General features: G+C 51.9%; 20 protein-coding genes and 1 pseudogene. 12 read left to right on the top strand and 9 right to left on the bottom strand.

Annotated elements, in window-relative coordinates; translation table 11 throughout:
• Positions 1-49 precede the first annotated feature (49 nt).
• The 6 genes from C8E01_RS04470 (at position 50) to ilvA (ending at position 7,581) form a co-directional block, all read left to right on the top strand.
• Entirely contained in the window at positions 50-943 is an 894-nt protein-coding gene (locus C8E01_RS04470) for a branched-chain amino acid transaminase (protein ID WP_116542154.1), read from the top strand.
• 268 nt (positions 944-1,211) lie between these two features.
• A complete protein-coding gene (ilvD, locus tag C8E01_RS04465) occupies positions 1,212-2,930 on the top strand; it encodes a dihydroxy-acid dehydratase (RefSeq protein ID WP_116542153.1) in 1,719 nt (572 codons plus the stop codon).
• Entirely contained in the window at positions 2,893-4,626 is a 1,734-nt protein-coding gene (gene ilvB / locus C8E01_RS04460) for a biosynthetic-type acetolactate synthase large subunit (protein WP_116542152.1), read from the top strand. The genes ilvD and ilvB overlap by 38 nt, the downstream gene beginning before the upstream one ends.
• Positions 4,627-4,708: 82 nt before the next feature.
• A complete protein-coding gene (locus C8E01_RS04455; RefSeq protein ID WP_165820561.1) occupies positions 4,709-5,185 on the top strand; it encodes a hypothetical protein in 477 nt (158 codons plus the stop codon).
• A 71-nt stretch (positions 5,186-5,256) separates the two neighbouring features.
• Complete coding sequence (ilvC, locus tag C8E01_RS04450; RefSeq protein ID WP_116542150.1) at positions 5,257-6,303, top strand: ketol-acid reductoisomerase; 1,047 nt, start codon at positions 5,257-5,259, stop codon at positions 6,301-6,303.
• Between the two features lie 6 nt (positions 6,304-6,309).
• A complete protein-coding gene (gene ilvA / locus C8E01_RS04445) occupies positions 6,310-7,581 on the top strand; it encodes a threonine ammonia-lyase IlvA (protein ID WP_116542149.1) in 1,272 nt (423 codons plus the stop codon).
• Between the two features lie 7 nt (positions 7,582-7,588).
• On the opposite strand, the gene C8E01_RS04440 is transcribed toward ilvA, so the two are convergent.
• From C8E01_RS04440 to C8E01_RS04425, 4 genes are all read right to left on the bottom strand, one after another.
• Entirely contained in the window at positions 7,589-8,848 is a 1,260-nt protein-coding gene (locus C8E01_RS04440) for an MgtC/SapB family protein (RefSeq protein ID WP_116542148.1), read from the bottom strand.
• A gap of 113 nt (positions 8,849-8,961) precedes the next feature.
• On the bottom strand, positions 8,962-10,299 hold the full coding sequence (locus tag C8E01_RS04435; protein WP_116542147.1) for a TolC family protein: 1,338 nt from the start codon (positions 10,297-10,299) through the stop codon (positions 8,962-8,964).
• Positions 10,300-10,352: 53 nt separating this feature from the next.
• Positions 10,353-13,469: an efflux RND transporter permease subunit gene (locus tag C8E01_RS04430; protein ID WP_116542146.1), complete on the bottom strand. Its 3,117-nt coding sequence runs from the start codon at positions 13,467-13,469 to the stop codon at positions 10,353-10,355.
• Positions 13,470-13,548: 79 nt separating this feature from the next.
• On the bottom strand, positions 13,549-14,637 hold the full coding sequence (locus C8E01_RS04425) for an efflux RND transporter periplasmic adaptor subunit (protein ID WP_116542145.1): 1,089 nt from the start codon (positions 14,635-14,637) through the stop codon (positions 13,549-13,551).
• Between the two features lie 213 nt (positions 14,638-14,850).
• On the opposite strand from C8E01_RS04425, the pseudogene C8E01_RS04420 reads away from it, so the two are divergent.
• Positions 14,851-15,185, top strand: a pseudogene (locus tag C8E01_RS04420) (MGMT family protein).
• Between the two features lie 112 nt (positions 15,186-15,297).
• Here C8E01_RS04420 and C8E01_RS04415 read toward each other — a convergent pair.
• Complete coding sequence (locus C8E01_RS04415; RefSeq protein WP_133242715.1) at positions 15,298-15,861, bottom strand: glycosyl-4,4'-diaponeurosporenoate acyltransferase CrtO family protein; 564 nt, start codon at positions 15,859-15,861, stop codon at positions 15,298-15,300.
• 423 nt (positions 15,862-16,284) lie between these two features.
• Here C8E01_RS04415 and C8E01_RS04410 point away from each other — a divergent pair, with 423 nt between their 5' ends.
• The 3 genes from C8E01_RS04410 to C8E01_RS04400 all read left to right on the top strand — a co-directional run bounded on the left by C8E01_RS04410 (position 16,285) and on the right by C8E01_RS04400 (position 19,797).
• Complete coding sequence (locus C8E01_RS04410) at positions 16,285-17,394, top strand: sensor histidine kinase (protein ID WP_116542143.1); 1,110 nt, start codon at positions 16,285-16,287, stop codon at positions 17,392-17,394.
• Between the two features lie 377 nt (positions 17,395-17,771).
• Complete coding sequence (locus C8E01_RS04405) at positions 17,772-18,509, top strand: LytR/AlgR family response regulator transcription factor (RefSeq protein ID WP_116542142.1); 738 nt, start codon at positions 17,772-17,774, stop codon at positions 18,507-18,509.
• A 253-nt stretch (positions 18,510-18,762) separates the two neighbouring features.
• Positions 18,763-19,797, top strand: coding sequence for a hypothetical protein (locus C8E01_RS04400; RefSeq protein WP_116542141.1), 1,035 nt, complete (start codon positions 18,763-18,765; stop codon positions 19,795-19,797).
• A 14-nt stretch (positions 19,798-19,811) separates the two neighbouring features.
• Here the strand turns inward: C8E01_RS04400 and C8E01_RS04395 are convergent, their stop codons facing one another.
• Positions 19,812-20,186 (bottom strand): cupin domain-containing protein, encoded by a 375-nt coding sequence (locus tag C8E01_RS04395; protein ID WP_116542140.1) that lies wholly within the window; start codon positions 20,184-20,186, stop codon positions 19,812-19,814.
• A gap of 110 nt (positions 20,187-20,296) precedes the next feature.
• Between C8E01_RS04395 and C8E01_RS04390 the strand changes: the two genes are divergently transcribed.
• Complete coding sequence (locus tag C8E01_RS04390) at positions 20,297-20,680, top strand: hypothetical protein (protein ID WP_116542139.1); 384 nt, start codon at positions 20,297-20,299, stop codon at positions 20,678-20,680.
• A 187-nt stretch (positions 20,681-20,867) separates the two neighbouring features.
• A complete protein-coding gene (locus tag C8E01_RS04385) occupies positions 20,868-21,404 on the top strand; it encodes a ferritin (protein WP_116542138.1) in 537 nt (178 codons plus the stop codon).
• A 69-nt stretch (positions 21,405-21,473) separates the two neighbouring features.
• Here C8E01_RS04385 and C8E01_RS04380 read toward each other — a convergent pair whose 3' ends face one another.
• From C8E01_RS04380 to C8E01_RS04370, 3 genes are all read right to left on the bottom strand, one after another.
• A complete protein-coding gene (locus C8E01_RS04380) occupies positions 21,474-21,758 on the bottom strand; it encodes a (2Fe-2S) ferredoxin domain-containing protein (RefSeq protein ID WP_116542137.1) in 285 nt (94 codons plus the stop codon).
• A 79-nt stretch (positions 21,759-21,837) separates the two neighbouring features.
• The gene (locus C8E01_RS04375) at positions 21,838-22,254 is read right to left on the bottom strand and encodes an STAS/SEC14 domain-containing protein (protein ID WP_116542136.1); all 417 of its coding nucleotides are present in this window, start codon (positions 22,252-22,254) and stop codon (positions 21,838-21,840) included.
• Between the two features lie 266 nt (positions 22,255-22,520).
• Positions 22,521-23,303 (bottom strand): hypothetical protein, encoded by a 783-nt coding sequence (locus C8E01_RS04370; RefSeq protein ID WP_116542135.1) that lies wholly within the window; start codon positions 23,301-23,303, stop codon positions 22,521-22,523.
• Between the last annotated feature and the right edge of the window lie 40 nt (positions 23,304-23,343).

Here is a 23,343-nt window from a genome sequence, read left to right as displayed (position 1 = left end):
CTTTTTTTGTTTACCCATACCAATCCTAAACCTTAAATAATTAGCTACGATGTATTTTAATAACAACACGCTTGTTTTTCTGGACGGCAATTATGTAAAAGCCGACCAGGCCGTTTGTAGTGTCTATGCCCAGTCGCTGCACTATGGGTATGCCGCTTTCGAAGGCATCAGGTCTTACAGCACACCAGCGGGCACGCGGATTTTCAAAGCGAAAGAGCATTACGAACGCCTGCACTATTCCTGCCGGTCGGTGGGCCTGCCTCTGGCATATTCTGTGGAGGAGCTGACAGACTTCACCTACCAACTGCTTGAGCAAAACAACCTGACAGAAGCCTACATCCGTCCGCTGGTATATGCCGGTGAGCCAAACATGGGTATAAAAGCACCCGCCACGAGCAACGTTTTTATTGCTGCCTGGGAGTGGGGCAAATACCTCGGGAACCAGTGTCTGCGCCTGATGGTCTCCCCTTACGAGCGGCCTAACCCAAGAGCGGTGCCCATCGAGGCCAAGATAGCCGGACATTATGCCAATTCCATTATCGCCAGCTCAGATGCCAAAAACAAAGGGTACGACGAGGCGCTGTTGCTTGATATGAACGGCTTCGTAGCCGAAGGGCCGGGCTCCAATTTCTTCTATGAAAAAAACGGGGAGCTTCACACAGCGCCGGCAGGCAGCATTCTCAAGGGTATAACCCGCAACACCGTCATCGAGCTGGCACAAGCGTCTGGCATCAAAGTGCATGAGCGATTCTTCACACCGGAGGAGCTGAACGAGGCAGAAGGAGCCTTCCTGACGGGCACTGCCGCTGAGGTAGTGGGGGTATCTTCCATAGGCGAGCACGTTTTCAGGAACCCCTTTGAAAACACTATTGGCGCTGTGCTGGCGGCGAAATATTCAGCACTGGTGACAGGACGAGCTACCAGCCCTGTGCTGACGCACTAGCCTGTATCCAGAGTAGCGCCAACTGCCTCCCCATCCATGTAGCGATAGCCTGCAAGCAACTAAAGTTGGCTGGTTTTTACATTTAGAGATTGTAGTGTGCAGGATTTAAAGTGCTTGATGTCAGTTAATTAAGCTTGTTGTTGCTACAGTTAGAAATAGTAAGCAGGTATAAAAGCAGTTTTCAGGAGCGACAGTGAAAAGCCGAAATTGCAGCAAGTACGGCAGCAGACACTGCTACCAATTTGAAAAGAGATTAAAGAGAATAACAATGGCATTGAATAAATACAGCCGCATCTATACCCAGGACGACAGCCTGCCAGCCTCTCAGGCCATGCTGATCGGCGCGGGTCTTTCGGAAGCTGATCTCCGCAAACCTTTTGCTGGCATTTGCTCCACAGGCTTTGATGGCAACACCTGCAACATGCACCTCAATAGCCTGGCCGATGAGGTAAAGCGTGGGGTGAACCAGGCTGGCATGGTGGGACTACGCTTCAATACCATCGGCGTGAGCGACGGCATCACCAACGGTACACAAGGTATGCGTTACTCGCTTGTGTCAAGGGAGATCATAGCCGACTCCATCGAAACCATAGCCGGTGCTCATAACTATGACGCTCTGGCCTGTGTGGTAGGCTGCGACAAAAACATGCCGGGTTCACTCATGGCCATGGCCCGCTTGAACCGTCCTTCGCTCATGGTGTATGGCGGCACGATCAAAGGTGGTGAGTTCAAGGGTGAAAAGCTGAACATCGTTTCGTGCTTCGAGGCCTACGGCAAAAAGCTGAACGGGCAACTTTCAGAAGAGGATTACAGGGGCGTTATCCGCAATGCCTGTCCGGGACCGGGTGCCTGTGGCGGTATGTATACGGCCAACACCATGGCGTCTGCCGCGGAAGCACTGGGTATGTCGGTACCTTTCTCTTCTTCGGCTCCCGCTGTCAGCCAGTCCAAAAAAGAAGAATGCCTGAGCACGGGAGACTACCTGCTCCGCCTGCTGGAAATGGACCTGAAGCCGCAGGATATACTGGTGAGGGAGGCCTTCGAGAATGCCCTGGTCCTGATCACGGTACTCGGAGGCTCTACCAATGCCGTCCTGCACCTGATCGCGATTGCACATGCCGCAGGTGTAAGACTGAGCCTACAGGATTTTCAGTCGGTGAGCGACAGGGTGCCCGTGCTGGCTGACCTGAAGCCAAGTGGCAAATACCTGATGGAAGACTTGTCTGCACTGGGAGGCGTTCCGGCTGTGATGAAAACACTGCTGAACGAAGGTTTGCTTACAGGCGATCTGCTGACAGTGACGGGCAAGACCGTGGCTGAAAACCTGGCAGGTATACGACCGCTGGGTGAGGAGCAAGACCTGCTTCGCCCACTTTCGAACCCCATCAAGGCAGACGGACACATCCAGACCCTGTATGGCAACCTGGCTCCGGAGGGGTCGGTGGCAAAGATCTCAGGCAAAGAAGGATTAACCTTTGAAGGCCCCGCCATTGTGTTCAATTCCGAAGAAGAGCTGAACGAAGGTATAGCAGAGAAGAAGATCAAGGCGGGCCATGTGGTGGTAATCCGCTATGTGGGTCCTAAGGGTGGACCCGGTATGCCGGAGATGCTGAAGCCTACTTCTGCCATCATGGGTGCAGGCCTGGGAGATAAAGTAGCCCTGATCACCGACGGTCGCTTTTCTGGCGGAACCCATGGCTTTGTTATTGGGCACGTTTGTCCCGAAGCTTACGACGGCGGCACGTTGGCCCTGGTAGAGGACGGCGACTGGATCTCACTCAATGCCATGACCAACTCCATTCACCTGCATGTGGAAGACGCGCTGCTGAGCCTGCGCCGCGACAAATGGGTAAGGCCGGCTGCAGGAGCAGCCAAAGGCGTCCTGCTCAAGTACATCAGAACAGTGAGCGACGCCAGTAAGGGATGTATAACAGATTTAGAAGAAACCTATGTCAAGGAAAGAGAAACCAGCCCCGGCATTGCCTGATAATGCGAAAACTGTGTCAGGGGCAGAGGCAGTCATCCTCTCCCTGCTGGCTGAAGGTGTAGAAACAATCTTCGGCTACCCGGGCGGTGCGATCATGCCGATATACGATGCGCTCTACGATTATGCTGATCAACTCAACCACATCCTGGTGCGCCACGAGCAGGGTGCCATTCATGCGGCACAGGGCTTTGCCAGGGTAACCGGTAAAGTAGGTGTATGCTTTGCGACCTCTGGTCCAGGGGCTACTAACCTGGTAACCGGGCTTGCGGATGCCAAGGCAGATTCTACGCCCCTGGTATGCATCACCGGACAGGTGGCAGCTCCCCTGTTGGGTACGGACGCTTTTCAGGAAGCTGATGTAATCAGCATTACGACGCCGGTTACCAAGTGGAATATACAGGTAACGGACGCTGCTGATATTCCGGCAGCTATCAGCAAAGCCTTTTATCTGGCTCAGAGCGGCAGGCCAGGGCCGGTGCTACTCGATATTACCAAAGACGCACAATTTGCAAAAGCACCTTTCAGCTATGAGAGATGCACAGAGGTTAAACACTATGCACCCAAACCGCCGCTCAGCATTGCAGCGGCGGAGCAGGCTGCGGCCCTTATCAATGGTGCAAAAAAGCCACTCATTCTGGCCGGTCAGGGGGTACACCTGGCAGGAGCGCATGAGGAGTTGCTGGCGCTGGCTGAGAAAGCCGATATTCCGGTAGCCACTACCTTATTGGGCCTGTCGGCTATACCTTCCGAACATCCGCTTAACGTAGGGCTATTGGGTATGCATGGCAACTACGCACCTAACGTGAAAACAAACGAAGCTGACCTGGTCATTGCTGTAGGGATGCGTTTTGATGACCGGGTGACCGGCCGCACCGATACCTACGCCAAGCAGGCTAAAGTCATACACATCGACCTGGACCCTGCCGAGATCAACAAGATCATCAAAGCAGACGTGGCTTTGGTGGCAGATGCCAGAGAAGCGTTGGCGGCATTGTCTGTTCTTGCGGAGGAAAATGAGCACAAGGAGTGGCTGCAGGAATTCCAAGTGTGTATGGAGAAGGAATATGAGAAGGTGGTGCGCCATGACCTGTTTCCTGCTGATGAAAAGATGATCACTATGGGAGAGGTGCTCCGCTTCATCAACGAGACGGCAGAAGCAGACAGCATCCTGGTGACGGATGTAGGGCAGCACCAAATGGTCGCGTCGCGCTATTTTAACTATCGGCGCCGCAACAGCAATGTTACTTCCGGTGGCCTCGGCACCATGGGGTTTGCCCTTCCGGCTGCCATTGGCGCCAAGGCCGGACGTCCAGAGGCCCAGGTGATTGCCGTGATCGGGGATGGTGGTTTTCAAATGAACATCCAGGAACTCGGCACGATCATGCAAACCGGACTGGCTGTGAAGGTGATCATCCTGAACAATAACTTCCTGGGTATGGTGCGCCAGTGGCAGCAGCTATTCTTCGAGAAGCGCTACTCTTTTGTAGAAATGGAAAATCCGGACTTTGTGAAAATAGCGCAGGGCTATGGCATTCGGGCCAGAAAAGTTGAACGCCGGGAAGAACTGCAAGCCATGCTGGAGGCTGTTCTCGACAGCCCGCATGCAGAGGTGCTGGAGGTGATCGTAGGCAAGGAGGACAATGTCTTTCCCATGGTGCCTACGGGAGCCTGTGTCTCAGAGATCCGGCTGGAGTAGGCGCTACCAACCAGCTTTATAAAGAATCCAATGGGGAGAACCTCGGGAGATTTCCTTTTTTCAAATGATTAACACTAAGACAATGCAAGAGTCATTCATCTTCACGATCAGTGCAACAGCGGACAAAACGATCCTGGGACGTATCGTGCAGCTTTTCACGCGCCGGAATATTGCCTTTCAAAACCTGATTGCCTCCAGGCCGGATGATGAGGCAAACTATCACTATCGCATCGAAGCCAAAACAACCCAGCGTTGGGCAGAGCAGATCACCAAAGAACTGAGACGAATTATCGGAGTGGCACATGCGGCTGTCCTGCGACAGGAGGAAGTGGCATGGATGCCGGTAGCCTTGTATAGGATCAACCGCAGGCAGCTGCCGCAGCCGGTGCTGGAGCATATCTTGCTGGCTCACCAGGCTCGGCTGCTGACTGCCGACTCAGAGAGTATTGTGCTGGAGAAGGCAGGGGATGCCAGTTCATCTCTTGCGCTGCTCGAGGCACTACAGCCATACGGAGTGCAGGAGGTTTCAAAATCCGGTGCCATGACCATGGCAGGCTAAGCCGCAGACAAGAGATAAATTCTTTAAAACATATCTGAAAATCTAAACCAACCCATTAAACCAAAAACCTTATGGCAACTATCAAATTCGGAGGAGTAGACGAAACTGTAATAACGCGTGAAGAATTCCCACTTGCAAAAGCGCGGGAGGTACTGCAAGACGAGGTAATCGCTGTGATCGGCTATGGCGTGCAGGGCCCGGGGCAGGCACTTAACCTCCGCGACAACGGCTTCAACGTAATCGTGGGGCAACGTAAGAATTCCTCTTCCTGGCAAAAGGCTCTAAACGACGGCTGGGTGGAAGGAGAAACCCTGTTTACAATTGAAGAAGCAGCTGAGCGTGGCACGATCATCGCTAACCTGCTCTCGGACGCGGGGCAGATCGCTGTATGGCCTACTCTAAAAGAAAGACTGACTGCCGGTAAATCTCTGTACTTTTCCCATGGTTTCGGCATTACCTTCCATAACCACACCAGCATCGTGCCGCCTGCTGATGTTGACGTCATACTGGCAGCCCCTAAGGGTAGCGGTACCAGCCTGCGCAGGCTATACCTGCAGGGGGGCGGTCTCAACTCTTCATTTGCCGTGTACCAGAATGCAACAGGTAAAGCTTATGAAAAGGCCATCGCCATGGGGATTGGCATCGGTTCCGGCTACCTGTTCGAAACTGATTTCCAGAAAGAGGTATACAGCGACCTGACCGGCGAGCGCGGTATATTGATGGGGGCGCTGGCTGGTGTCATCGAAGCCCAGTACCAGGTGCTGCGCCAGCGCGGCCACTCTCCTTCAGAGGCATTCAATGAAACAGTAGAGGAGCTTACCCAGAGCCTGGTGCCGCTGGTAGGCGAAAACGGTATGGACTGGATGTTCTCCAACTGTTCAGTAACCGCGCAACGTGGTGCTCTTGATTGGAAAGGGAGATTCAAAGAAGCTACACTTCCTGTGCTGAACGAACTGTATGATAGTGTGGCCTCCGGCGCTGAGGCGGAGCGGACGATACAGCGAGGCACTACGCCGGGCTATCGTCAGGAACTGGAAGCAGAGCTGCAGGAGTTGCGGGAATCAGAGTTGTGGCAGACAGGCGCGCGGGTAAGAGAATTGCGCTCGGTCAGTAAATAAATTCAAATGAATAAAGTAGAAACCGATACCGATTTCCTTGTTTCGCTGGAAAAAGTGGAACAGTCGTCGCAAAGGCTAAGGGGCGTCGTCACGAAAACGCCCCTTTTGCAAAACCTGTGGCTGTCGCAGCTCTATAGTGCGAATATCTACCTGAAGCGGGAAGACCTGCAAGTGGTGCGCTCCTACAAGATCAGGGGTGCCTACAACAAAATGGCTACCCTGCCACCCGAGCAGCGCGGAAATGAAGTCGTTTGCTCCAGTGCCGGCAACCATGCGCAGGGTGTAGCTTACGCATGCCAGCTGCTTGGCATCAGGGGGCACATTTTTATGCCGGCCACCACACCTGCTCAGAAGGTGAACAAAGTGCGCCTTTTCGGCAAAGACAAGGTGGAAGTTATCCTGACGGGTGCGACTTATGATGATACCTTTCAGGCTGCCAAAGAATTTTGCGATAGCCGGGGCAGTACATTTATTCCACCCTTCGACGATTTGGCGATTGTGGAAGGCCAGGCGACTGTAGGTATGGAAATCCTGCGGGAAGCGGTTGGTCAGATTGACTACCTGTTCATGCCCATCGGTGGTGGCGGACTGGCCTCGGGTGTTGCAAGTGTATTCAAGCAGCTGAGCCCGAAAACCAAGCTGATTGGCGTACAGCCGCTCGGGGCCCCGTCTATGTACAGGTCAGTGAAAGAACAGCAGCGCCTGACGCTTGATTCGATCGACAGCTTTGTAGATGGGGCTGCCGTCAAATGTCCAGGCGAACTCACCTTTGGCATCTGCAGAGAACTACTGGATGATATTGTGCTGGTGCCGGAAGGGCAGATCTGCGAAGACATTCTGAAGATGTACAATGAAGATGGCGTAGTGCTGGAGCCTGCTGGTACACTAAGCATTTCAGCCCTCAAATCCTATGCGGACCAGTTAGTGGATAAGAACGTGGTGTGCGTCATCAGCGGCAGTAACAACGATATCACGCGCATGGAGGACATCAAGGAAAGGGCTATGAGGCACCAGGGCCTCAAACACTACTTCATGGTCACGTTCAGTCAACAGCCGGGCACATTACGCACGTTTGTGAATCAAGTGCTGCATCCGCAGGATGACATCATCCATTTCCAGTATATTAAGAAGAACAACAAAGAAAAAGGACCTGTTTTTATAGGTATAGAAGTAAAGCAACCGCACGATGTAGAAGTTATCAAGGCGCGCATGGACGCGGAAGGCTTCAACTATGAGTACCTGAACGGGAAGCAAGACTTTCTTAGCCTGCTTGTGTAAGTGAAAGCTATGAAAACAACTTAAAATTTTCCGGCCACCACCACAGCACCAGCAAACCTCCCAGCAGCACAATGCCAAACAGCAGCGATATCTTGGCCAGCAAGCCTTTGTTCCCTAAAAAGCCGACCAGGGCACCTTTGAAGGCAACATTGGAAAGTGCGGCCACCAGAATAATGCGCCAACCGTTGTCGGGCGACAAATTGCCCATGTTCATCAGGCGGGAAGTAGAGAGTGTAATGGCGTCGACATCGGTCAGGCCTGAGACGATGGCGACGATGTACAGGCCACTATCGCCGAGGTAGTCTTTTGCCGCAGCTGTTGCCAGGATCACGAGTCCGTAAATAGCGCCGAAGACCAGGGCCGCTTTCAGTTGGGCCGGGTTTTCCTGTTCGGGCATGTGGTCGCTTTCCTCTTTGTTGGCAAAGTAGGCGATCAGGCCCGTTACGACCATCAGGCCAACCACCACCAGCAGGGGAGGGGCCACTTGCGGCATAACACCCGGTGCCACGATCAGGATCTCGGCCAGAATTCTGAAAAAGGCTACCGTAGAGGCAATGAAAATCACAATGGCGGCTAACTGCCCGCTCCCTTTGGACTCCTTTGTGCGGCGGGCATAACTCACTGTGGTAGCAGTGCTCGAGATCAGTCCGCCCAGCACGCCACCCAGGAAAGTGCCTGCCTTGTTGCCAAAGATCTTATACACAAAATAGCCCAGTAACCCAATGCCTACAATCAGCACGACCATCAGCCAGATGTTGTTCGGGTTTAGTACCTGGTAGGGGCCATAAGCTTCGTCTGGCAGTATGGGCAGTATAACGAAGGAGATGACCACAAACTGCATAATGGCCCTCAGGTCCTGCTGCCCGATGCGTGACACCATGCGGTGAAGGGTTTCTTTGAGGTGCAGAAGAACGGCTACGGTAGCGCCCAAAGCCACAGCCACCGTCGTGCTGCCTAGCACCAGGTAGGCGCCTATGGCGAACATGAGCAAAAGGGCTGCTTCCGTTGTCTGGCCAACATCAGGTATGGGCTCCTTTTTTTTCATCAGGTTGGCGGTCACCACTATGGCGGCAGTAGCCAATAGGCCTGCCCCCACGATCCAGCCGCCCAGTTCACGGGACATCAGGGCGGTGAGGGAGCCAAAAAGAGTGATGAGCGGGAATGTGCGGATGCCGGCAATCTGTGCGTTATCGTGCTGCCGCTGCAGGCCGACCAGCAGGCCCAGCCCCAGTGAAATAGCAAGTATCTGGAAGAGTTCCCGTTCCATGCAGACGGTGTAAAGGCTATAGGTATGGTGCTAAGATACAGCCATAAATGAATAAAAGTATAGCCGAGGCTATACTTTTATCAGACAATCACAATATATACCTGAAGGTATACTTATTCTACACCCTCTTGCAGTAGTGTGCTGCTAATACGCTTGAGCTCAGTTTCAGCGGCTTTTGCCTGGAATTGGATGTCGATCAGGCGGTTTTCGGCTACAAGCTGGTTACGCTGCGCCTCCCGCAGTTCAATAGCCGTTAGAAGGCCCAGACGGTAGCGTTCAAGGGCGATGGCGGCGTTTTCCTGTGCCAGAGTCAGGTTGGTTTCTTCCAGTTGCAGCAGCTGCAGGCGATTGCTGTACTGACTGTACGCTCTGGCCAGTGCGGCATCGAGCAGGTTCTGCTGACGCTGATACTCCAGGTTGGCGGACTCCATGTTGATGCGGGCGTTCTGAGCCAACCGATTTGTGTTGAGTCCGTTAAAAATAGGGAGGCTCACACTCAGGCCATAGTTGTAGCCGCGGTTCTGGTTAAATAACGGCGAGAATTCGTTTAGCGGTTCGTTTTCTGAGCGGTTGAAGTTGTAGGCTCCTATCACTCCGATCACAGGGAAACGGCTGGCACGAATGGCCTTAATGTCCAGGCTGGCAATCTGTTGGTTAAGTTTAAGACGCTCCAGAAGCGGATTGTTGGCCAGCATACCCGCATCCGCATTGCCGTAGTTCAGGTTGGGGTCTACTACAATAGAGTCTACCGCGACAAAGTCTATGTTCGGGTCACGGCTGAGCAGCTGGTTTAGGTTGATCTTGGCATTCTGCAGCGCTTCCTGTTGCACCAGTAGCTCCGAGCGGTCGGTGTTAAAGTCTACCTGGGCGCGTAAAATTTCCACCTTAGCACTTACACCCACTTCGTACTGTGCCTGTGCTATATCCACACGTGCCTGCGATATGGCAATGGCATCCTCAATGGCCTGCATCTTTTGTGACTGGCGTACCACCTCAAAATAGTTGTCGAAAATGTTGGCAAGCGTATTCTGCACGGTTTCGCGGGTAAACAAGATGCCGGATTTTTCCAGTGCCTTCAGGCGTTCATAGTTGATGAACATGCCCATGCCATCAAAGATGGTCCAGTTCAGGTTGATGCTTCCGTTGATGTTATTGGAACTGGCACCGTTACGCGTACGGTCCGGACCTGTCTGGAAAGACTGGCGGGAGTTGTTCTCACTGAAGGTACGCCCTCCGCGTGCCTCCACGTTCGGGAGGAAACCAGCATTGCCACGGGTCACGTTGTTCTCGGCAATGGCCTTCTGCCTGCCGGCGATCTGAATGTCGTAATTGTTTTGAAGTCCTATGCGGATGGCATCCTGCAGCGTTAGCTGTTCCTGTGCGGCAAGTTTGCTTGGGAAGAGCAGCACTACTCCCAGAAGGAACAGTGCTGCAACTTTGAGTGGGGACATTATATTAGAATGCAAAGGTTTAAATCTTAGCGTCAGAGATTAGATTTCAGATATTATTTACTCAGAGCGGGTTCTCTTTCCTGCTTGCGCTCGCTTCTGCGTTCCAGTTCTTCTTCCTGGTCTTTATCTGACATCAGGGCAAGGTTTGCCTCTGCAGACGAGAAGAACGAGTAGATAGCAGGAATAATGTACAAGGTAAGACCAGTAGCGAAAATAAGTCCACCTACCACCGCTATACCCATCGACACACGGCTCTCGGAGCCGGCACCCCAGGCCAGTGCAATCGGCAAGGTACCCAGGATGGTGGACAAACTCGTCATCAGGATAGGGCGGAAACGAGAGACAGCGGCTTCTCGGGCTGCCTCCAGCTTGCTCAGGCCCTGTTCTTTTTTCTGGTTGGCAAATTCCACGAGCAGGATACCGTTCTTCGTTACCAGACCCACCAACATAATCATACCGATCTGGCTGAAGATGTTGAGTGTCTGATCAAAGTACCACAAGCTGAGCATAGCACCAGCCAATGCCAAAGGAACCGTGAACATGATGATAATCGGGTCGCGGAAGCTTTCGAATTGGGCTGCCAGGGCAAGGTATATCAGGCCAAGCGCCAACAGGAAGGCAAACATCAAACTGCCCGAACTCTCCTGGAAGTCTCTTGACTGACCGGTCAGGGAGGTCTGGAACGTTTCGTCCAGTACATCTTTCGCGATAACGTCCATGGCCTCTATACCATCACCAATGGTATAGCCTTTATTAAGAGTAGCACTGAAAGTGGCTGCAGCAAAACGGTTGAAGCGGTAGATCTGAGGCGAAGAACTTTCTTCTTTCAGCTCGATCAGGTTGTCGAGCTGTATCAGTTCACCGGCGTTATTTTTCACGTACAGGCTGCGCAGGTCGAGCGGTTCACTGCGGTTCTCACGCGCTACCTGTCCCAGAATCTGGTACTGTTTGCCACCGCGCACAAAATAACCGAAGCGCTGACCGCTCAGGCCAAGCTGCATAGTTTGAGCCACGTCACGAACACTTACGCCCATCGACAAGGCCTTTTCACGGTCAATCTCTACACGCAGTTCCGGCTTGTTGAACTTCAGGTTGACATCCACAAAGTTGAACACCTGGTTTTGGCGGGCGGCCTCCAGGAAAGGAGGAATAATTTCGCGCAGCTTCGCCATACTCTGGGCCTGCACAACATAAGAAACTGGCTGACCAGCACCACGTCCGCCACCCAGGCCTTTATCGCCAGCGGCGAAAGCGCGGGCGCCTGGCACCTGGTTAAGCAGAGCAGGGAGTTCGTCGACAATCTGCTGCTGGGATTTGCTTCGCTCACTTGGATCAACCAGACGAAGGCGTATAAAACCCGAGTTAGAGTTACGCGTCATGGTGGTCATACTGCCAATCCCTTCCACTGAATCATTCACCAGCGCAGAAAGCTCGTTCATATACCTGTCCATGAATTCGAAGGAAGCACCCTCAGGGCCGGTTGTCTGAATACGGAGGCCGCTTCTGTCTTCATCCGGGGTTAACTCGGAGCGCATGGTAGAGAACTGCCACCAGATAATGCCAGCAGAAAGGATAACCAGTACGAAGGCCACCCAACGATATGCCAGGAAGCTATTCAGGCTGCTTCTGTAGGCGTTGGTTAAGGAAGCAAAAAAGGGCTCTGTTTTGCGGTAGAACCAGTTTGGCCTATCACGGTGCTTCAGCATGCGCGACGACATCATCGGCGTAAGCGTAAGTGAGACGAAGGAGGATATGATCACAGAACCAGCCACCACAATACCGAATTCCCGGAAGAGGCGACCCGTCGTATCTTCGAGGAAGGCAACCGGCATAAACACGGCGGCCAGAGCAATAGTGGTAGAAATAATGGCGAAGTAGATTTCCTTGGCCCCCTTCTTGGCGGCTTTCATCGGTTCCTGCCCGTCCTCAATACGGGCATAGATATTCTCCAGCATCACAATGGCGTCATCCACCACAAGACCAATGGCCAGCACGATGCCCAGCAAGGTGAGTACGTTAATGGAAAAGTCCATCAGGTACATAACAAAGAAGGCACCGATCAGGGAAACAGGTATGGCGACGACCGGTATAAGCGTCGAGCGCCAGTCGCGCAGGAACAGGAAGATGATGACCACTACCAGGCCAAAGGCGATGAAAATAGTTTCCTTCACCTCGGCGATGGAGGCCCTCACGTACTGCGAGTTATCAAAGCCGATGGTCAGCTCTAAATCTTCTGGTATATCTTTCTTGATGTGCTCCAGACGGCGGTAAAACTCGTCTGCGATCTCGACCTGGTTGGTACCAGGTTGTGGAACGATCACGACACCAATCATCGGTACGCCATTGTAGCGCAAAACGGTTTTTTCGTTTTCAGGAGATAACTGGGCATAGCCAATGTCGCGAAAGCGGATCAGGCGGGTGGCGTCTTCGCGCACTACCAGGTTGTTAAACTCCTCTGGCGTGGAGATACGGCCCATAGTTCTCACCGAAAGCTCGGTGGTAGCACCCTCGATGCTACCTGATGGCAGTTCCACATTCTGGCGGGCAAGCGCGTCGCGCACTTCCAACGGGGTTACCTGCAGCGCCGAAAGCTTGTCAGGGTCCATCCAGAGGCGCATGGAGTAGCGCTTGTCACCCCAGATGTTGATGGCACTTACTCCTGGAATGGTCTGCAATTGCTCCTTAAAAACGTTCTGGCCTATGTCAGAGAGATCCAGCAGAGAGCGGGTTTCGCTGCGTATACCCAAAAAGATGATCGGGTTGGCATCTGCGTCGGCTTTAGATACCGTCGGAGGCTCCGCATCTTCCGGAAGGCGACGCTGCGCACGGGAAACGCGGTCGCGCACGTCGTTGGCGGCGGCTTCCAGGTCCACATCCAGGTCGAACTCTACTGTAATGTTACTGTTACCCTCGCTGCTCGAAGAGGTAAGGGTGCGTATACCGGCGATACCGTTGATAGACTCCTCGAGCGGCTCTGTGATCTCCGACTCGATCGTTTCGGCGTTGGCACCGGCATAACTCGTTGATACGTTTACGATAGGTGGGTCCACGCTTGGGTATTCGCGCACACCCAGGTAAGTGATGCCAATAAACCCGAACACCATGATCGTGATACTCATCACGATGGCGAGCACCGGTCGCTTAATACTTATATCTGATAAACTTGCCATAATTGTCTTTTGCTAAACAGACCAAGAGCATGAACAATAATTCCTACCCTTCTCACTTAATCTAACGTCACTAAAGGCGTTATTGTGTTACTTCAGATGTTACTACTCTTCTGATGTTCAAGTCAGAACCGGGGCGTGTCTGCAATATACCTGAGCTGATGATAGTGTCACCTGGCTCTACTCCTTCAATGATCTGGATCAGGGTTTCGGAGCGCTGGCCGATCTTTACCATCTTCGGCTGGGCTTTCCCGTTCTTGGCCAGGAAAATTTTGTGACCCGTCGCTTCCGGTATAATGGCCTCTGTCGGTATCAGGATGGCCTCATCCATATCCTCCAGGCTCAGCTCCACCTTCACAAAAGCGCCAGGCTTTATTTCCTGTTTGCTGTTTTCGTAGAGGGCGCGCAACTGCAGGGTACGTGTTGCGGGGTCAATGTTTGGCTGCACGGCATAAATGGTCGCTTCATATCGCTCAGCGCTGCCTTCGGAAGTGAAGGTGATCTTATCGCCTACTTTTACGGACTGGCTATAGCGGCCGGGTATAGAAAAATCGATTTTAAGGGGGGTGATGTCGACAATGCGGGCAACAGGCGAGGTTGGCGTTACGTAACTGCCCTCGCTCACCTGGCGCAGGCCGATCACGCCATCAAACGGCGCGCGCACATAGGCCTTGTCCAAGGTGGCTCTCAGGGCTTGTATGTCAGCTGTGGCAGTAGCTAACTGGTTGCTTACCTGGTCGTACTCCTGGCGGCTGATGTATTCTTTCTCGAGCAGCGTGCGCTGACGCTCTTCCATGTCGCGGTATAGCTTCTGGTTAGACTGCAGCTTGGCCAGCTGGGCACGCAGGTCCGCGTCGTTTACTGTCATCAGGAGCTGTCCTTTCTTTACCTGGCTGCCTTCTTTGAAGTTAATGGCCGTAACGCGGCCGGATATTTCGCTGCGCAGTTCCACATCTTCGTTAGGCATAACGGAGCCGGTGGAGGTAATCTTGTTCTGGAAAGCAGTATGGGAGACTACAAACACGTCCACGGCTACTTTCTGAGCCATTGGACCGCCCGTAGGTCCGGTAGCTTTTGCTTGTTCATCGCCAGAGAATACTTTGCTGTATAGCAGGTAACCTACAACGGCGGCAACTACCAGGAGAAGGATGGTTTTGACAGTTTTGTTCATTTAAGTTTAAACTTCGAATAAGGTGATCTAACCTCAAAGGTAAAAATTACAGTTTGTATTTAATGTATAGACAACAGCAAAAAACGACTAAATTTACATGCTTATCATGGTAGTAAAAAGCATGGGCTAGCTGAACTCTACCAGCTGACGCTATTGTAAGACAAACGGCAGCTTCATAGGTTTAAAAACGGTTAAAAGAATTTGCGCAAAGGTATGAGCGACAACAAGAAAAACTTTTTTGAGGATGTTTATGAGGTAGTTAAGCTGATCCCCGAAGGGCGGGTAACCTCGTATGGAGCCATTGCCAGCTACCTGGGCTCGAAGGGCTCGGCCCGGATGGTGGGCTGGGCTTTGATCGCTTCGCAGCCCTTTACCGCTATACCTGCGCACCGGGTAGTTAACCGGGTGGTATGCTCACAGGCAAGCAGCACTTCGAAGCTTCTAACGCTATGCAGGAGCGGCTGCAGCAGGAAGGCATCAAAGTAGAAAATGACCAGGTGGTGGAGTTCGAAAAGCTGTTCTGGGATCCGGCGAAGGAGTTGTTGTAAGGTATAGGAGTTGAGGAAAGTATAACTCATTACCCTGTAACGCGCTTCGCCAAGGCGTTGCTAAAGTCGTTGTTTTGTTGCGACTAGTGCCTTGAAGTTGCCTATGTGTCGGCTATCTTATTGTCTTTTGTTGGTTAAACGGCAACTTCTCCCATACCTGAATCGCCCTTTGCAGCCGGGGGCGGTTGTAGCGCTGCACCAGGATGGGGTATACGTTCAGAAGCACGTTCAAAGAAATCAACCAAAGTGACTGCGCTATACCTTCGCGAAAGGTTACCCCGACGGTGAATGCCAGGACGATGAAAAAGATGACCAGGTGACCGAACTCGGATTGCCGGGTGTTGTACTCCAGCTGTCTTAATGCCTGAAGATCCTTTTTAACCGGGTTAACCGCATTGTGCAGCTTCTCCCAGCCAACCCACACCAGTAGTTTCCGGAAAGCGTGGACACCAACCCACTTGTATACCTTCCCGTCGTTTTCCCATACCTTAACATCAAAATATTTAGCTTTCAGGACAGGCTTAAACATTTGCATAGGAGACGATACGGCCATCATTAGCATAAAATTCAGTACCCAAGCAAATGTAAAGGAAGTAAAACCCTGCAGGTAAGCGATGGCCGCGATCATGCACACCGCGAAAAGCGAGATGAAGAAAGAGCTTAAGTACTTAAACATGACAAGCGTATTTTCAGGTATAGTGATTTACGAATGTACAGCTATTGCGCCCTACCAGCCAAACCCCAAAAAGAAAAAGGCACCACCTTGCGGGCAGCGCCTTTAACCACTCTAACAAATCACTGTCGGCAAGAGTCCGGAGACTACGATGCTGACAACGGCCTTATCACAGCCTACAGAAAAAATGTCTATGCAGCACCAAGGGGGCTCTGTCTTCCCCGATAGTGATGCAAGTATAGGCACTCCTAAACTCACGATTTTAAATTTTAGACAAGCGACCGTTTTACGTGCCCTTACAGCAGGTATAGCACCCTGCAGGCTGTACGCGGCACCATGGCTGCACTTCGGGTGGCAGGTATAGCCGCTCGTCTAAAAGCACCTGTTGGTTAGGGACTTGATGCGCAGAAAATGTAACTTTGCAGGATGGAAGTAAAACTGAACGCGGCACGTGAACTGGAGGTAAAGAGCTGGAGTCTGCCGGATGTGCGTAACATCACCCAGAACAGGTTGCTGCTGCACCTGCTCTTTTGGGCGGTGTACGTGTGCTTTTTCGGCCTGCTCTACGGTAGCTACATCGACGATTACTACAATGCCTTCATGATCGAGCTCATCGAGCTGCCTTTCAAGATGCTGCTGGTATACTTCAACATGTACTTCCTGATGCCGCAGTACCTGTTGCAGCAGCGCTACATGGAGTTTGCCGTATACCTGCTCCTGATGATGGGCGCTATTGGCATCCTGATGCAGTTTGTGCTCATGCCGCTGCTCATCCATCCGCTCATCTGCCCCACTACCTGCACCAACGACAATCTGACACTCTACCGCTTTGTGCGCAATATCGTCAACCTGGGCTACCTGGTGTCGATGTCAGCGGCCATTTACCTGCTCAAGAACTGGTACCGCGACCAGCAGGCCACGCAGTCGCTGGCAAAGGACAAGCTGGAGGCTGAACTCAAGTTTCTGAAAGGCCAGATCCATCCGCACTTTCTTTTCAATACCCTCAACAGCCTATACTCGCTCACGCTCCGTAAATCCGAGAATGCGCCGGAGGTGGTACTCAAGCTGTCGGGTTTGATGGACTACATGCTCTATGATGCCGCTGCTGCCAAAGTGCCGCTGGAAAAAGAGCTAAGCTACATACAGAACTACATTGCCCTGGAGCGCATCCGCTACGGCGACCGTGTGGACATTGCCTATACCGAGTCGGGAGGTATAGCCGGCAAGCAGATTGCGCCCATGATGATGCTGCCTTTTGTGGAGAATGCCTTTAAGCACGGCGTGAGCACTGAAACTAAAAACGCCTGGATACGGATTGATGTGAAGGTGCAGGGCCATACCTTGGTGGTGCTGGTTGAGAATTGCAAATGTGGCGAGAAGGCCAGCGAAAGCAACCGTGACTTTGCCTCGGGCATCGGTCTTAAAAATGTGCGCCGACGTCTGGAGCTGCTCTACGAAAACAGGTATAGCCTCGAAGTGGAAGACGAACCCGAAAGCTACGCCGTGCGCCTGGAGCTAAACTTGGGGGAGAACTAAGATTTTTAGAAATTTTAACCCACCCCTGCCCCTCCGAGGAGGGGAATACTCGTGCAGAGAAGTCCCCCTTCGGAGACAGGGTCGTTTCATTCTAAGAAAACTTGCTCTAAACTCACTGTCATTCTGTAAAGAAACTTGGTTGAAGGGAGGTTAAGCTTATCCTACACGCTAACAAGATCATTACAGGATGACAAAAGAGGTAGAATGAAACAGCCCTGCCCTTGAGAGGGGTAGGGGGATGACAATCATTCCCAATTCCACTCCTGTGTAATTTCCCTCTTGGGTAGGGAAGGGTGGGTTAACGTATAAACAGTACATCTGCCAAGAGTAACTCCTATACCTAAATGACTATACCTTGTGCCATACCTGAATAGAACATGAAACTACGCTGCCTGATAGTAGACGACGAGCCCCTGGCACTGGATGTGCTGGAGACTTTTGTGGAACGCCTCGACAACCTGGAACTGGTGTGCCGCTGCAACAACGCCGTGGAGGCCTACAACTGCCTGCAAAACGAGCACATCGACCTGATGTTCCTCGACATCCAAATGCCCAAGCTTACAGGTATAGATTTCCTTAAGTCCATACCCAACCCGCCCCGGGTCATCTTCACCACCGCCTACCGCGACTACGCCCTTGACAGCTACGAGCTCAACGCCGTAGACTACCTTCTCAAGCCCATCTCCTTCGACCGTTTCCTGAAGGCCGTGGCCAAGGTGACGCCGGTCGAGAACAAAGGTATAGCTACTTCGGCTGCACCGATAAATCATGCTGAGCCGGATTACAAGGATGCCTTCATCTACCTGAAAGCCGACAAGAAAATGGTGAAGGTGATGCTGGCCGATATTCTCTACATCGAGAGCCTGAAAGACTACATCCGGGTGAAGACCGATACGAAAGAGATCATTTCGTACCAGAAGATTTCCTTCCTGGAAGAGAAACTGCCCACCGACAAGTTTCTGCGCATTCACCGCAGCTTCATCATCTCCCTCGACAAAGTACAGGCCTTCTCGGCTACCGCTGTCGATGTAGGCAAAACCGAAATCCCGATCGGCCGCCTCTACAAAAACGATGTGCTACAAGTGCTCGGACAGAACAACCTGCTGGAAAGCTAGAGAGTTGAGGAGTTTTTGAGTTAGAGAGTTTAGGAAATTAAGAGGGAAGGAGTTGGATTGACAGAAGCGAAATGTGTTTGCTCCGTTTTAATGATTGGCCCGATACAGGCAGATATAGCGAATGAGGTAAAACTTCTATACCTTAACTCGTAGCATAGTTTCCTTCTTTCCCGTAAAGGCACGGCAGGGGCTGTACTGTTAACTCCCAATGATTAACTCCCAAACTCCCAAACTCTCTAACTCCTGAACTCCCTTGAACTCCATCTCTAAAAAGAAGCTGTTTTACCCGATCGCTGCTTGCCTGCGCAGCTACCTGCACGAGTATGACCGGGAGACGAAACTGCCGGTGCACTATGAAGACCTGATCCACTATACCGACGCTTTCCCTTATTATGACAAAAAAGGGCATGACACCCTCTGGGAAACGATCATGTTTGACCAGCAGGCGCAGGCGGAGTTGAACATTGGCCTGACTCAGATTTACGCCTTGCTCAAAACCGACGGCGATATGTCGGTGATGGAGCACCTATACGTCTCCAGGGTTGACTACTGCACCTTTGGCAATTCCAACCCCTTCCGGGTGCAGATCATGAACCAGCTCAACGATAACTACGACTACTTCTATGTGAAGCGGGCCGATGCTTCGCGTATTTATGGGCTGGAGCTGGAGTACATTCTGTCGCCTAACCGCATCAACTACCTCGTGGATGGCGACACGCTTATCGAAGAGCACATTGCCGGTATACCAGGCGATCTCTTTATAAAGGAGTACCTCAACCGGGCAGCCTCGAACAAGGTGCGCATTGCCAAGGAGTTCGTGAAGTTTAACGAGCGCTGCTTTGTGCGTCTGCTTGGCGACATGCGCTCATATAACTACGTGGTGGATATTACGCCCGACTTTGAGGACGAGCAGTACCGCGTGCGGCCCATCGACTTCGACCAGCAGTCCTACGAGGGGCGTAAGAGCATGTACCTGCCGCAGTTTTTCAAAGATAATAATATGATCGTGGAGCTGGTACTCAAACTACTGAAGCCGGATGTGGTGAAGCAGTACCAGAACGAGGAACGCACGCTTATTTTCAGGCGCCTCCGCACAGCCCGCTACCGCCTCAAAGACCTGATCGACTGCATGCGCAAAGACACCATTTCCACACCCGAAAAAATAGCGCAGCTGAAGCAGGAGCTGGCCCAGCACCACAAGTCAGACGAGTTTCTCAAATGCCGGGGTATGGGCGACCTGGTGCGGCTCAACCTCAAAACCGTGATGAAAAAGGCCAAAATAAAGTAGTGCTATACCTGGCGCTACAGCCGCTCCAGGTTGGTGCGGGTGCGCTCGCTGTCAGTCAGGTTGCCCGTATTGACTGTAGAAGCGGGCTCGAACAGCAGCACTTCGGCTTCTTCGTGCGCTACCGGCCGGTGCTCCACGCCGCGGGGCACGATCAGGAACTCTCCAGGGTATACGGTGATCTTCCTGTCGCGGAATTCCATGTCAAAACTGCCTTGTACTACCAGAAAAAGTTCGTCTTCGTGCTCGTGATGGTGCCAGTCAAAGGCTCCCTTGAACTTCGCGAGTTTTACCTGTTGCCCGTTCAGCTCCCCGGCAATGCGCGGATTCCAGTGGTCAGGTATAAGGGCAAACTTCTCTGGCAGGTTTATTTTTTCTATTTTCTGGGTCATGTTATACCTAATTTACAAGGGGGTGATGAATATCATTTAAATTTATTTGGACTGATTCTAAATAGGCCTTACCTTTGTGTCATTCGATTTAAGATACAAGCGCCACCACCATGATAGCAGCCATAGCAAAGCCCGGAGAGATGACGACAGCAGCAACTGAATTGGTCGAGATCTATGCAAACGAATCCGGAGCCGTATTCCAGTGCGATCGCAAGAACCGCCTGATGCTATACTTCGCCGGTACGCTAAACGTGCTCAAGGTAGACACTTTCCTGCGTTTGAAGCAAGCCGTTGCCAGCATTGATCTACAGCAGATGGCTGCCAACCCGTCCCGCTCTTCTGACTACGAAATCGTGTCGGTGTGTGGCTGTGACCGCTGCTTTATCTTGTCGCTGACCGAGCTATACGCGCTGCGTGACCTGTTGGCCGGCGCTAAGTTCAGCCTGGAGCTGAACCGCATGCTGCACGAGTGTCTGACCCCGATCGAAGCATAGCCCCACAACATCAGCTATACCTGCCTGCACAGCCCATAAGCTGTGCTTTTTTTATTTAGACTTTTTCCATATTTCGCTCCAGCTATCCATTTTCAGAACATTATACCTACCTTAATGGTAAGAATAAAGGACGCATGCTCTGCATAGAGGATGCCTTGGATTTAGAACGAAAAACACCCCAATACTTATGAAGGATTTACTAAGGTTAAGAACTTCGCTTACCGAAGAAATAGAAAGAGTTCTGAACGAGCAGATCAAAATGGAGGGCGAGGCTTCGGCTATGTACCTAGCCATGTCGGCCTGGTGCGACCGCAACGGCTTCGATTTCAGTGCAGGCTATTTCAAGAAGCAGTCTGACGAGGAGCGTGAGCATATGCTGCGTTTGTTTAAGTACGTGTCTGATATGGGCGGCCGTGCCATTTCCCCGGACATCTCTGGCATTCAGATCGAGTTCGATTCTTTCAGAGGCGTGTTTGAGCAGGCACTGCAACAGGAGATCGCCGTGACGCAGTCATTCAACCGCATGGCCGACAAGTGCATGAAGACAAAGGATTTTGTGACATTCACGTTCCTGCAGTGGTTCCTGAAAGAGCAGATCGAGGAAGAATATGTGGCCCGTCGTGCGCTCGAGCTTTTCGATGTGATAGGCGAGGAGGGAACCGGCCAGTACGAGATCGACAAGCGTGTGCCGAAAATCAAGTACGAAGACACGTACGAGGATTAATCTATCCTGCTATAAAATGCAAAAGCCTTTGGATTCGCTCCAAAGGCTTTTTTATTGGTTGTCAATGGTCTATACCTGATCGTCTGACTTCAGGATATGATCCTTGAAAGCCTGTTTGGCCTGCTCTTCAGTGGTATGGTGCAGCCACACATTGTCCGGCTGAAAACTCATGACGGGAGCGAAGTCGCAACGGTCGGTGCACTCTGTCTTCACGACTTCCACTTTGCCTTTCAGGCCCATGTCTTTGATCATGTTGCGCAGCATCTTGCCAATATCCTTGCCGCCCTTTTTCTTGCATTTGCTGCCCGTGCACACGTATATCACCTTGTCAGGCACCTCGAATTCTTTGCTCATGTATAAGTTTGAATTACTTCTCTTTTAAAGGGGAAAATCTGTGAATAAGTTCATGTACGTGTAGCCGTATACACTTGTCTTAACTTTGCTGACAGGCAGTGAGCCAATCGCGTGCCTCATCTATATCCTCAAATATACGCATCTCGAAACGCCCCTGTACCCGGTTCAACATATCGGCAGAGGAGGCGGCTGCAAAAGCATCCTGATTTGCGACGTGCGCATAAAATTTCAATCCGGCTTCTGCGGCGGCGGGTATCCATACCTGCCCAATCCATTCCAAGGAATCGTCCCAGCGCCCCACCAGGTTACGGTTATCATTCAGTCCACAAGAGGATCTATACTGCTTAATAGCTTCCAATACGGCGAGGCTGCCCTGTTTCACGTTTTCAGGAGAAACGTAGCCACTCCAGTCGTTGTAGACCCACCTGTTCTGCTCATCGTATTGGATGGTCAGAAAAGTTTTGCCGGTAGAAGATGTGAGCTCTTGTACTTTCATTTAGAAGTGGTTTCCTGTGCAGGAATCGTCTGCTGTTTCCTTCGGTTCACAACAGGTGGATTCCGATATGTCACGCTGGATTTACGGGCAATTTAGCAATTTAATCCATATCAGTTACCGCCGTCCGACACTGAATAAGGCTCCCCGCTTTACGAATTTGAGCTACAGGAGAAGGAAATAATGGCACCGCAAAGGTGATAGGGCGAGTCGATGATCTGAGCATGAAGTTAAGTGCATGACTAGGCTTTACTACGCTAATCCATGCATTATAGGTTGTCTCTGTTTATCAGCATGATTTTCCCCTCGCTGCTGGGAATGATCTCAGCGTATTTGATGCCCCCGTCCGCACGCTGGAACCCGCCTTTTCCTGGTTGCCCGGACTGGCCCTGCCTGCCGCCTGTTGTCAGTATTCGAATACCGTTTTTCTTAACAGCTTCGTTGTTGAAGATAGGAATGAATCCTTCCGTGCTGTACTGTAGGGTAATATTACCTCCATGCCCTCCACTGCCACCCATTGTGGCATCAGAACCGGCAGTGCCAGCCCTTCCCGGCACCAACACGGTAGTAGTAGTGGTTTTCTTGGTTACAGGGTCTGTAGCCGTGCGTGTTTCGTAACGATCCTGTATGCCGGCGGCGCCATGCTTGCCGTCTGCCCCTTTTCCTCCATCGCCTCCGCTCGTGTCAATTATAAGATTGCCTAGTTGTGCAAAATGAATCGATACGGTCAGGTCGCCCCCGTTTTCTCCGCTGCTGCCTGCCTGCTCACGGTTGCCTTTTTTGCCGTCCGAGCCTTTGGAGGTGATCACGCACTTCTGGCCGATGTAAGCTATTTTGGCTTCCAGCACGCCATACAGGGAAGGATCGAACTTCATGGTAGCCTTGTCCTGCATGATCAGGGTGTCTACCAGCAGGGTGTTTCCCGGGCTGACTGTATAGGTCTTGCCCTTGGCTATGACCAATTTAGAGAGGTGGCTTTGCTGGGCCTGGGCTATGGGAGAAGAGATCGCCAGCAAGGAACAGGCGATCAGGAGAAGTAATGTTTTCAGCATATTATAAAGTTAAGAGTATATCGGGTATATTGTATGTTAT

This window comes from Pontibacter virosus (assembly GCF_003096355.1).
In the GTDB taxonomy this organism is placed as follows: Bacteria; Bacteroidota; Bacteroidia; order Cytophagales; family Hymenobacteraceae; genus Pontibacter; species Pontibacter virosus.
This window is presented reverse-complemented; position numbering and strand designations above follow the sequence as displayed.

Excerpts from the sequence above, each read along its gene's own strand:
- C8E01_RS04470 (WP_116542154.1), top strand. The coding sequence starts at position 50 with ATGTATTTTAATAACAACACGCTTGTTTTTCTGGACGGCAATTATGTA.
- ilvD (WP_116542153.1), top strand. The coding sequence starts at position 1,212 with ATGGCATTGAATAAATACAGCCGCATCTATACCCAGGACGACAGCCTG.
- ilvB (WP_116542152.1), top strand. The coding sequence starts at position 2,893 with ATGTCAAGGAAAGAGAAACCAGCCCCGGCATTGCCTGATAATGCGAAA.
- C8E01_RS04455 (WP_165820561.1), top strand. The coding sequence starts at position 4,709 with ATGCAAGAGTCATTCATCTTCACGATCAGTGCAACAGCGGACAAAACG.
- ilvC (WP_116542150.1), top strand. The coding sequence starts at position 5,257 with ATGGCAACTATCAAATTCGGAGGAGTAGACGAAACTGTAATAACGCGT.
- ilvA (WP_116542149.1), top strand. The coding sequence starts at position 6,310 with ATGAATAAAGTAGAAACCGATACCGATTTCCTTGTTTCGCTGGAAAAA.
- C8E01_RS04440 (WP_116542148.1), bottom strand. The coding sequence starts at position 8,848 with ATGGAACGGGAACTCTTCCAGATACTTGCTATTTCACTGGGGCTGGGC.
- C8E01_RS04435 (WP_116542147.1), bottom strand. The coding sequence starts at position 10,299 with ATGTCCCCACTCAAAGTTGCAGCACTGTTCCTTCTGGGAGTAGTGCTG.
- C8E01_RS04430 (WP_116542146.1), bottom strand. The coding sequence starts at position 13,469 with ATGGCAAGTTTATCAGATATAAGTATTAAGCGACCGGTGCTCGCCATC.
- C8E01_RS04425 (WP_116542145.1), bottom strand. The coding sequence starts at position 14,637 with ATGAACAAAACTGTCAAAACCATCCTTCTCCTGGTAGTTGCCGCCGTT.
- C8E01_RS04415 (WP_133242715.1), bottom strand. The coding sequence starts at position 15,861 with ATGTTTAAGTACTTAAGCTCTTTCTTCATCTCGCTTTTCGCGGTGTGC.
- C8E01_RS04410 (WP_116542143.1), top strand. The coding sequence starts at position 16,285 with ATGGAAGTAAAACTGAACGCGGCACGTGAACTGGAGGTAAAGAGCTGG.
- C8E01_RS04405 (WP_116542142.1), top strand. The coding sequence starts at position 17,772 with ATGAAACTACGCTGCCTGATAGTAGACGACGAGCCCCTGGCACTGGAT.
- C8E01_RS04395 (WP_116542140.1), bottom strand. The coding sequence starts at position 20,186 with ATGACCCAGAAAATAGAAAAAATAAACCTGCCAGAGAAGTTTGCCCTT.
- C8E01_RS04390 (WP_116542139.1), top strand. The coding sequence starts at position 20,297 with ATGATAGCAGCCATAGCAAAGCCCGGAGAGATGACGACAGCAGCAACT.
- C8E01_RS04385 (WP_116542138.1), top strand. The coding sequence starts at position 20,868 with ATGAAGGATTTACTAAGGTTAAGAACTTCGCTTACCGAAGAAATAGAA.
- C8E01_RS04380 (WP_116542137.1), bottom strand. The coding sequence starts at position 21,758 with ATGAGCAAAGAATTCGAGGTGCCTGACAAGGTGATATACGTGTGCACG.
- C8E01_RS04375 (WP_116542136.1), bottom strand. The coding sequence starts at position 22,254 with ATGAAAGTACAAGAGCTCACATCTTCTACCGGCAAAACTTTTCTGACC.
- C8E01_RS04370 (WP_116542135.1), bottom strand. The coding sequence starts at position 23,303 with ATGCTGAAAACATTACTTCTCCTGATCGCCTGTTCCTTGCTGGCGATC.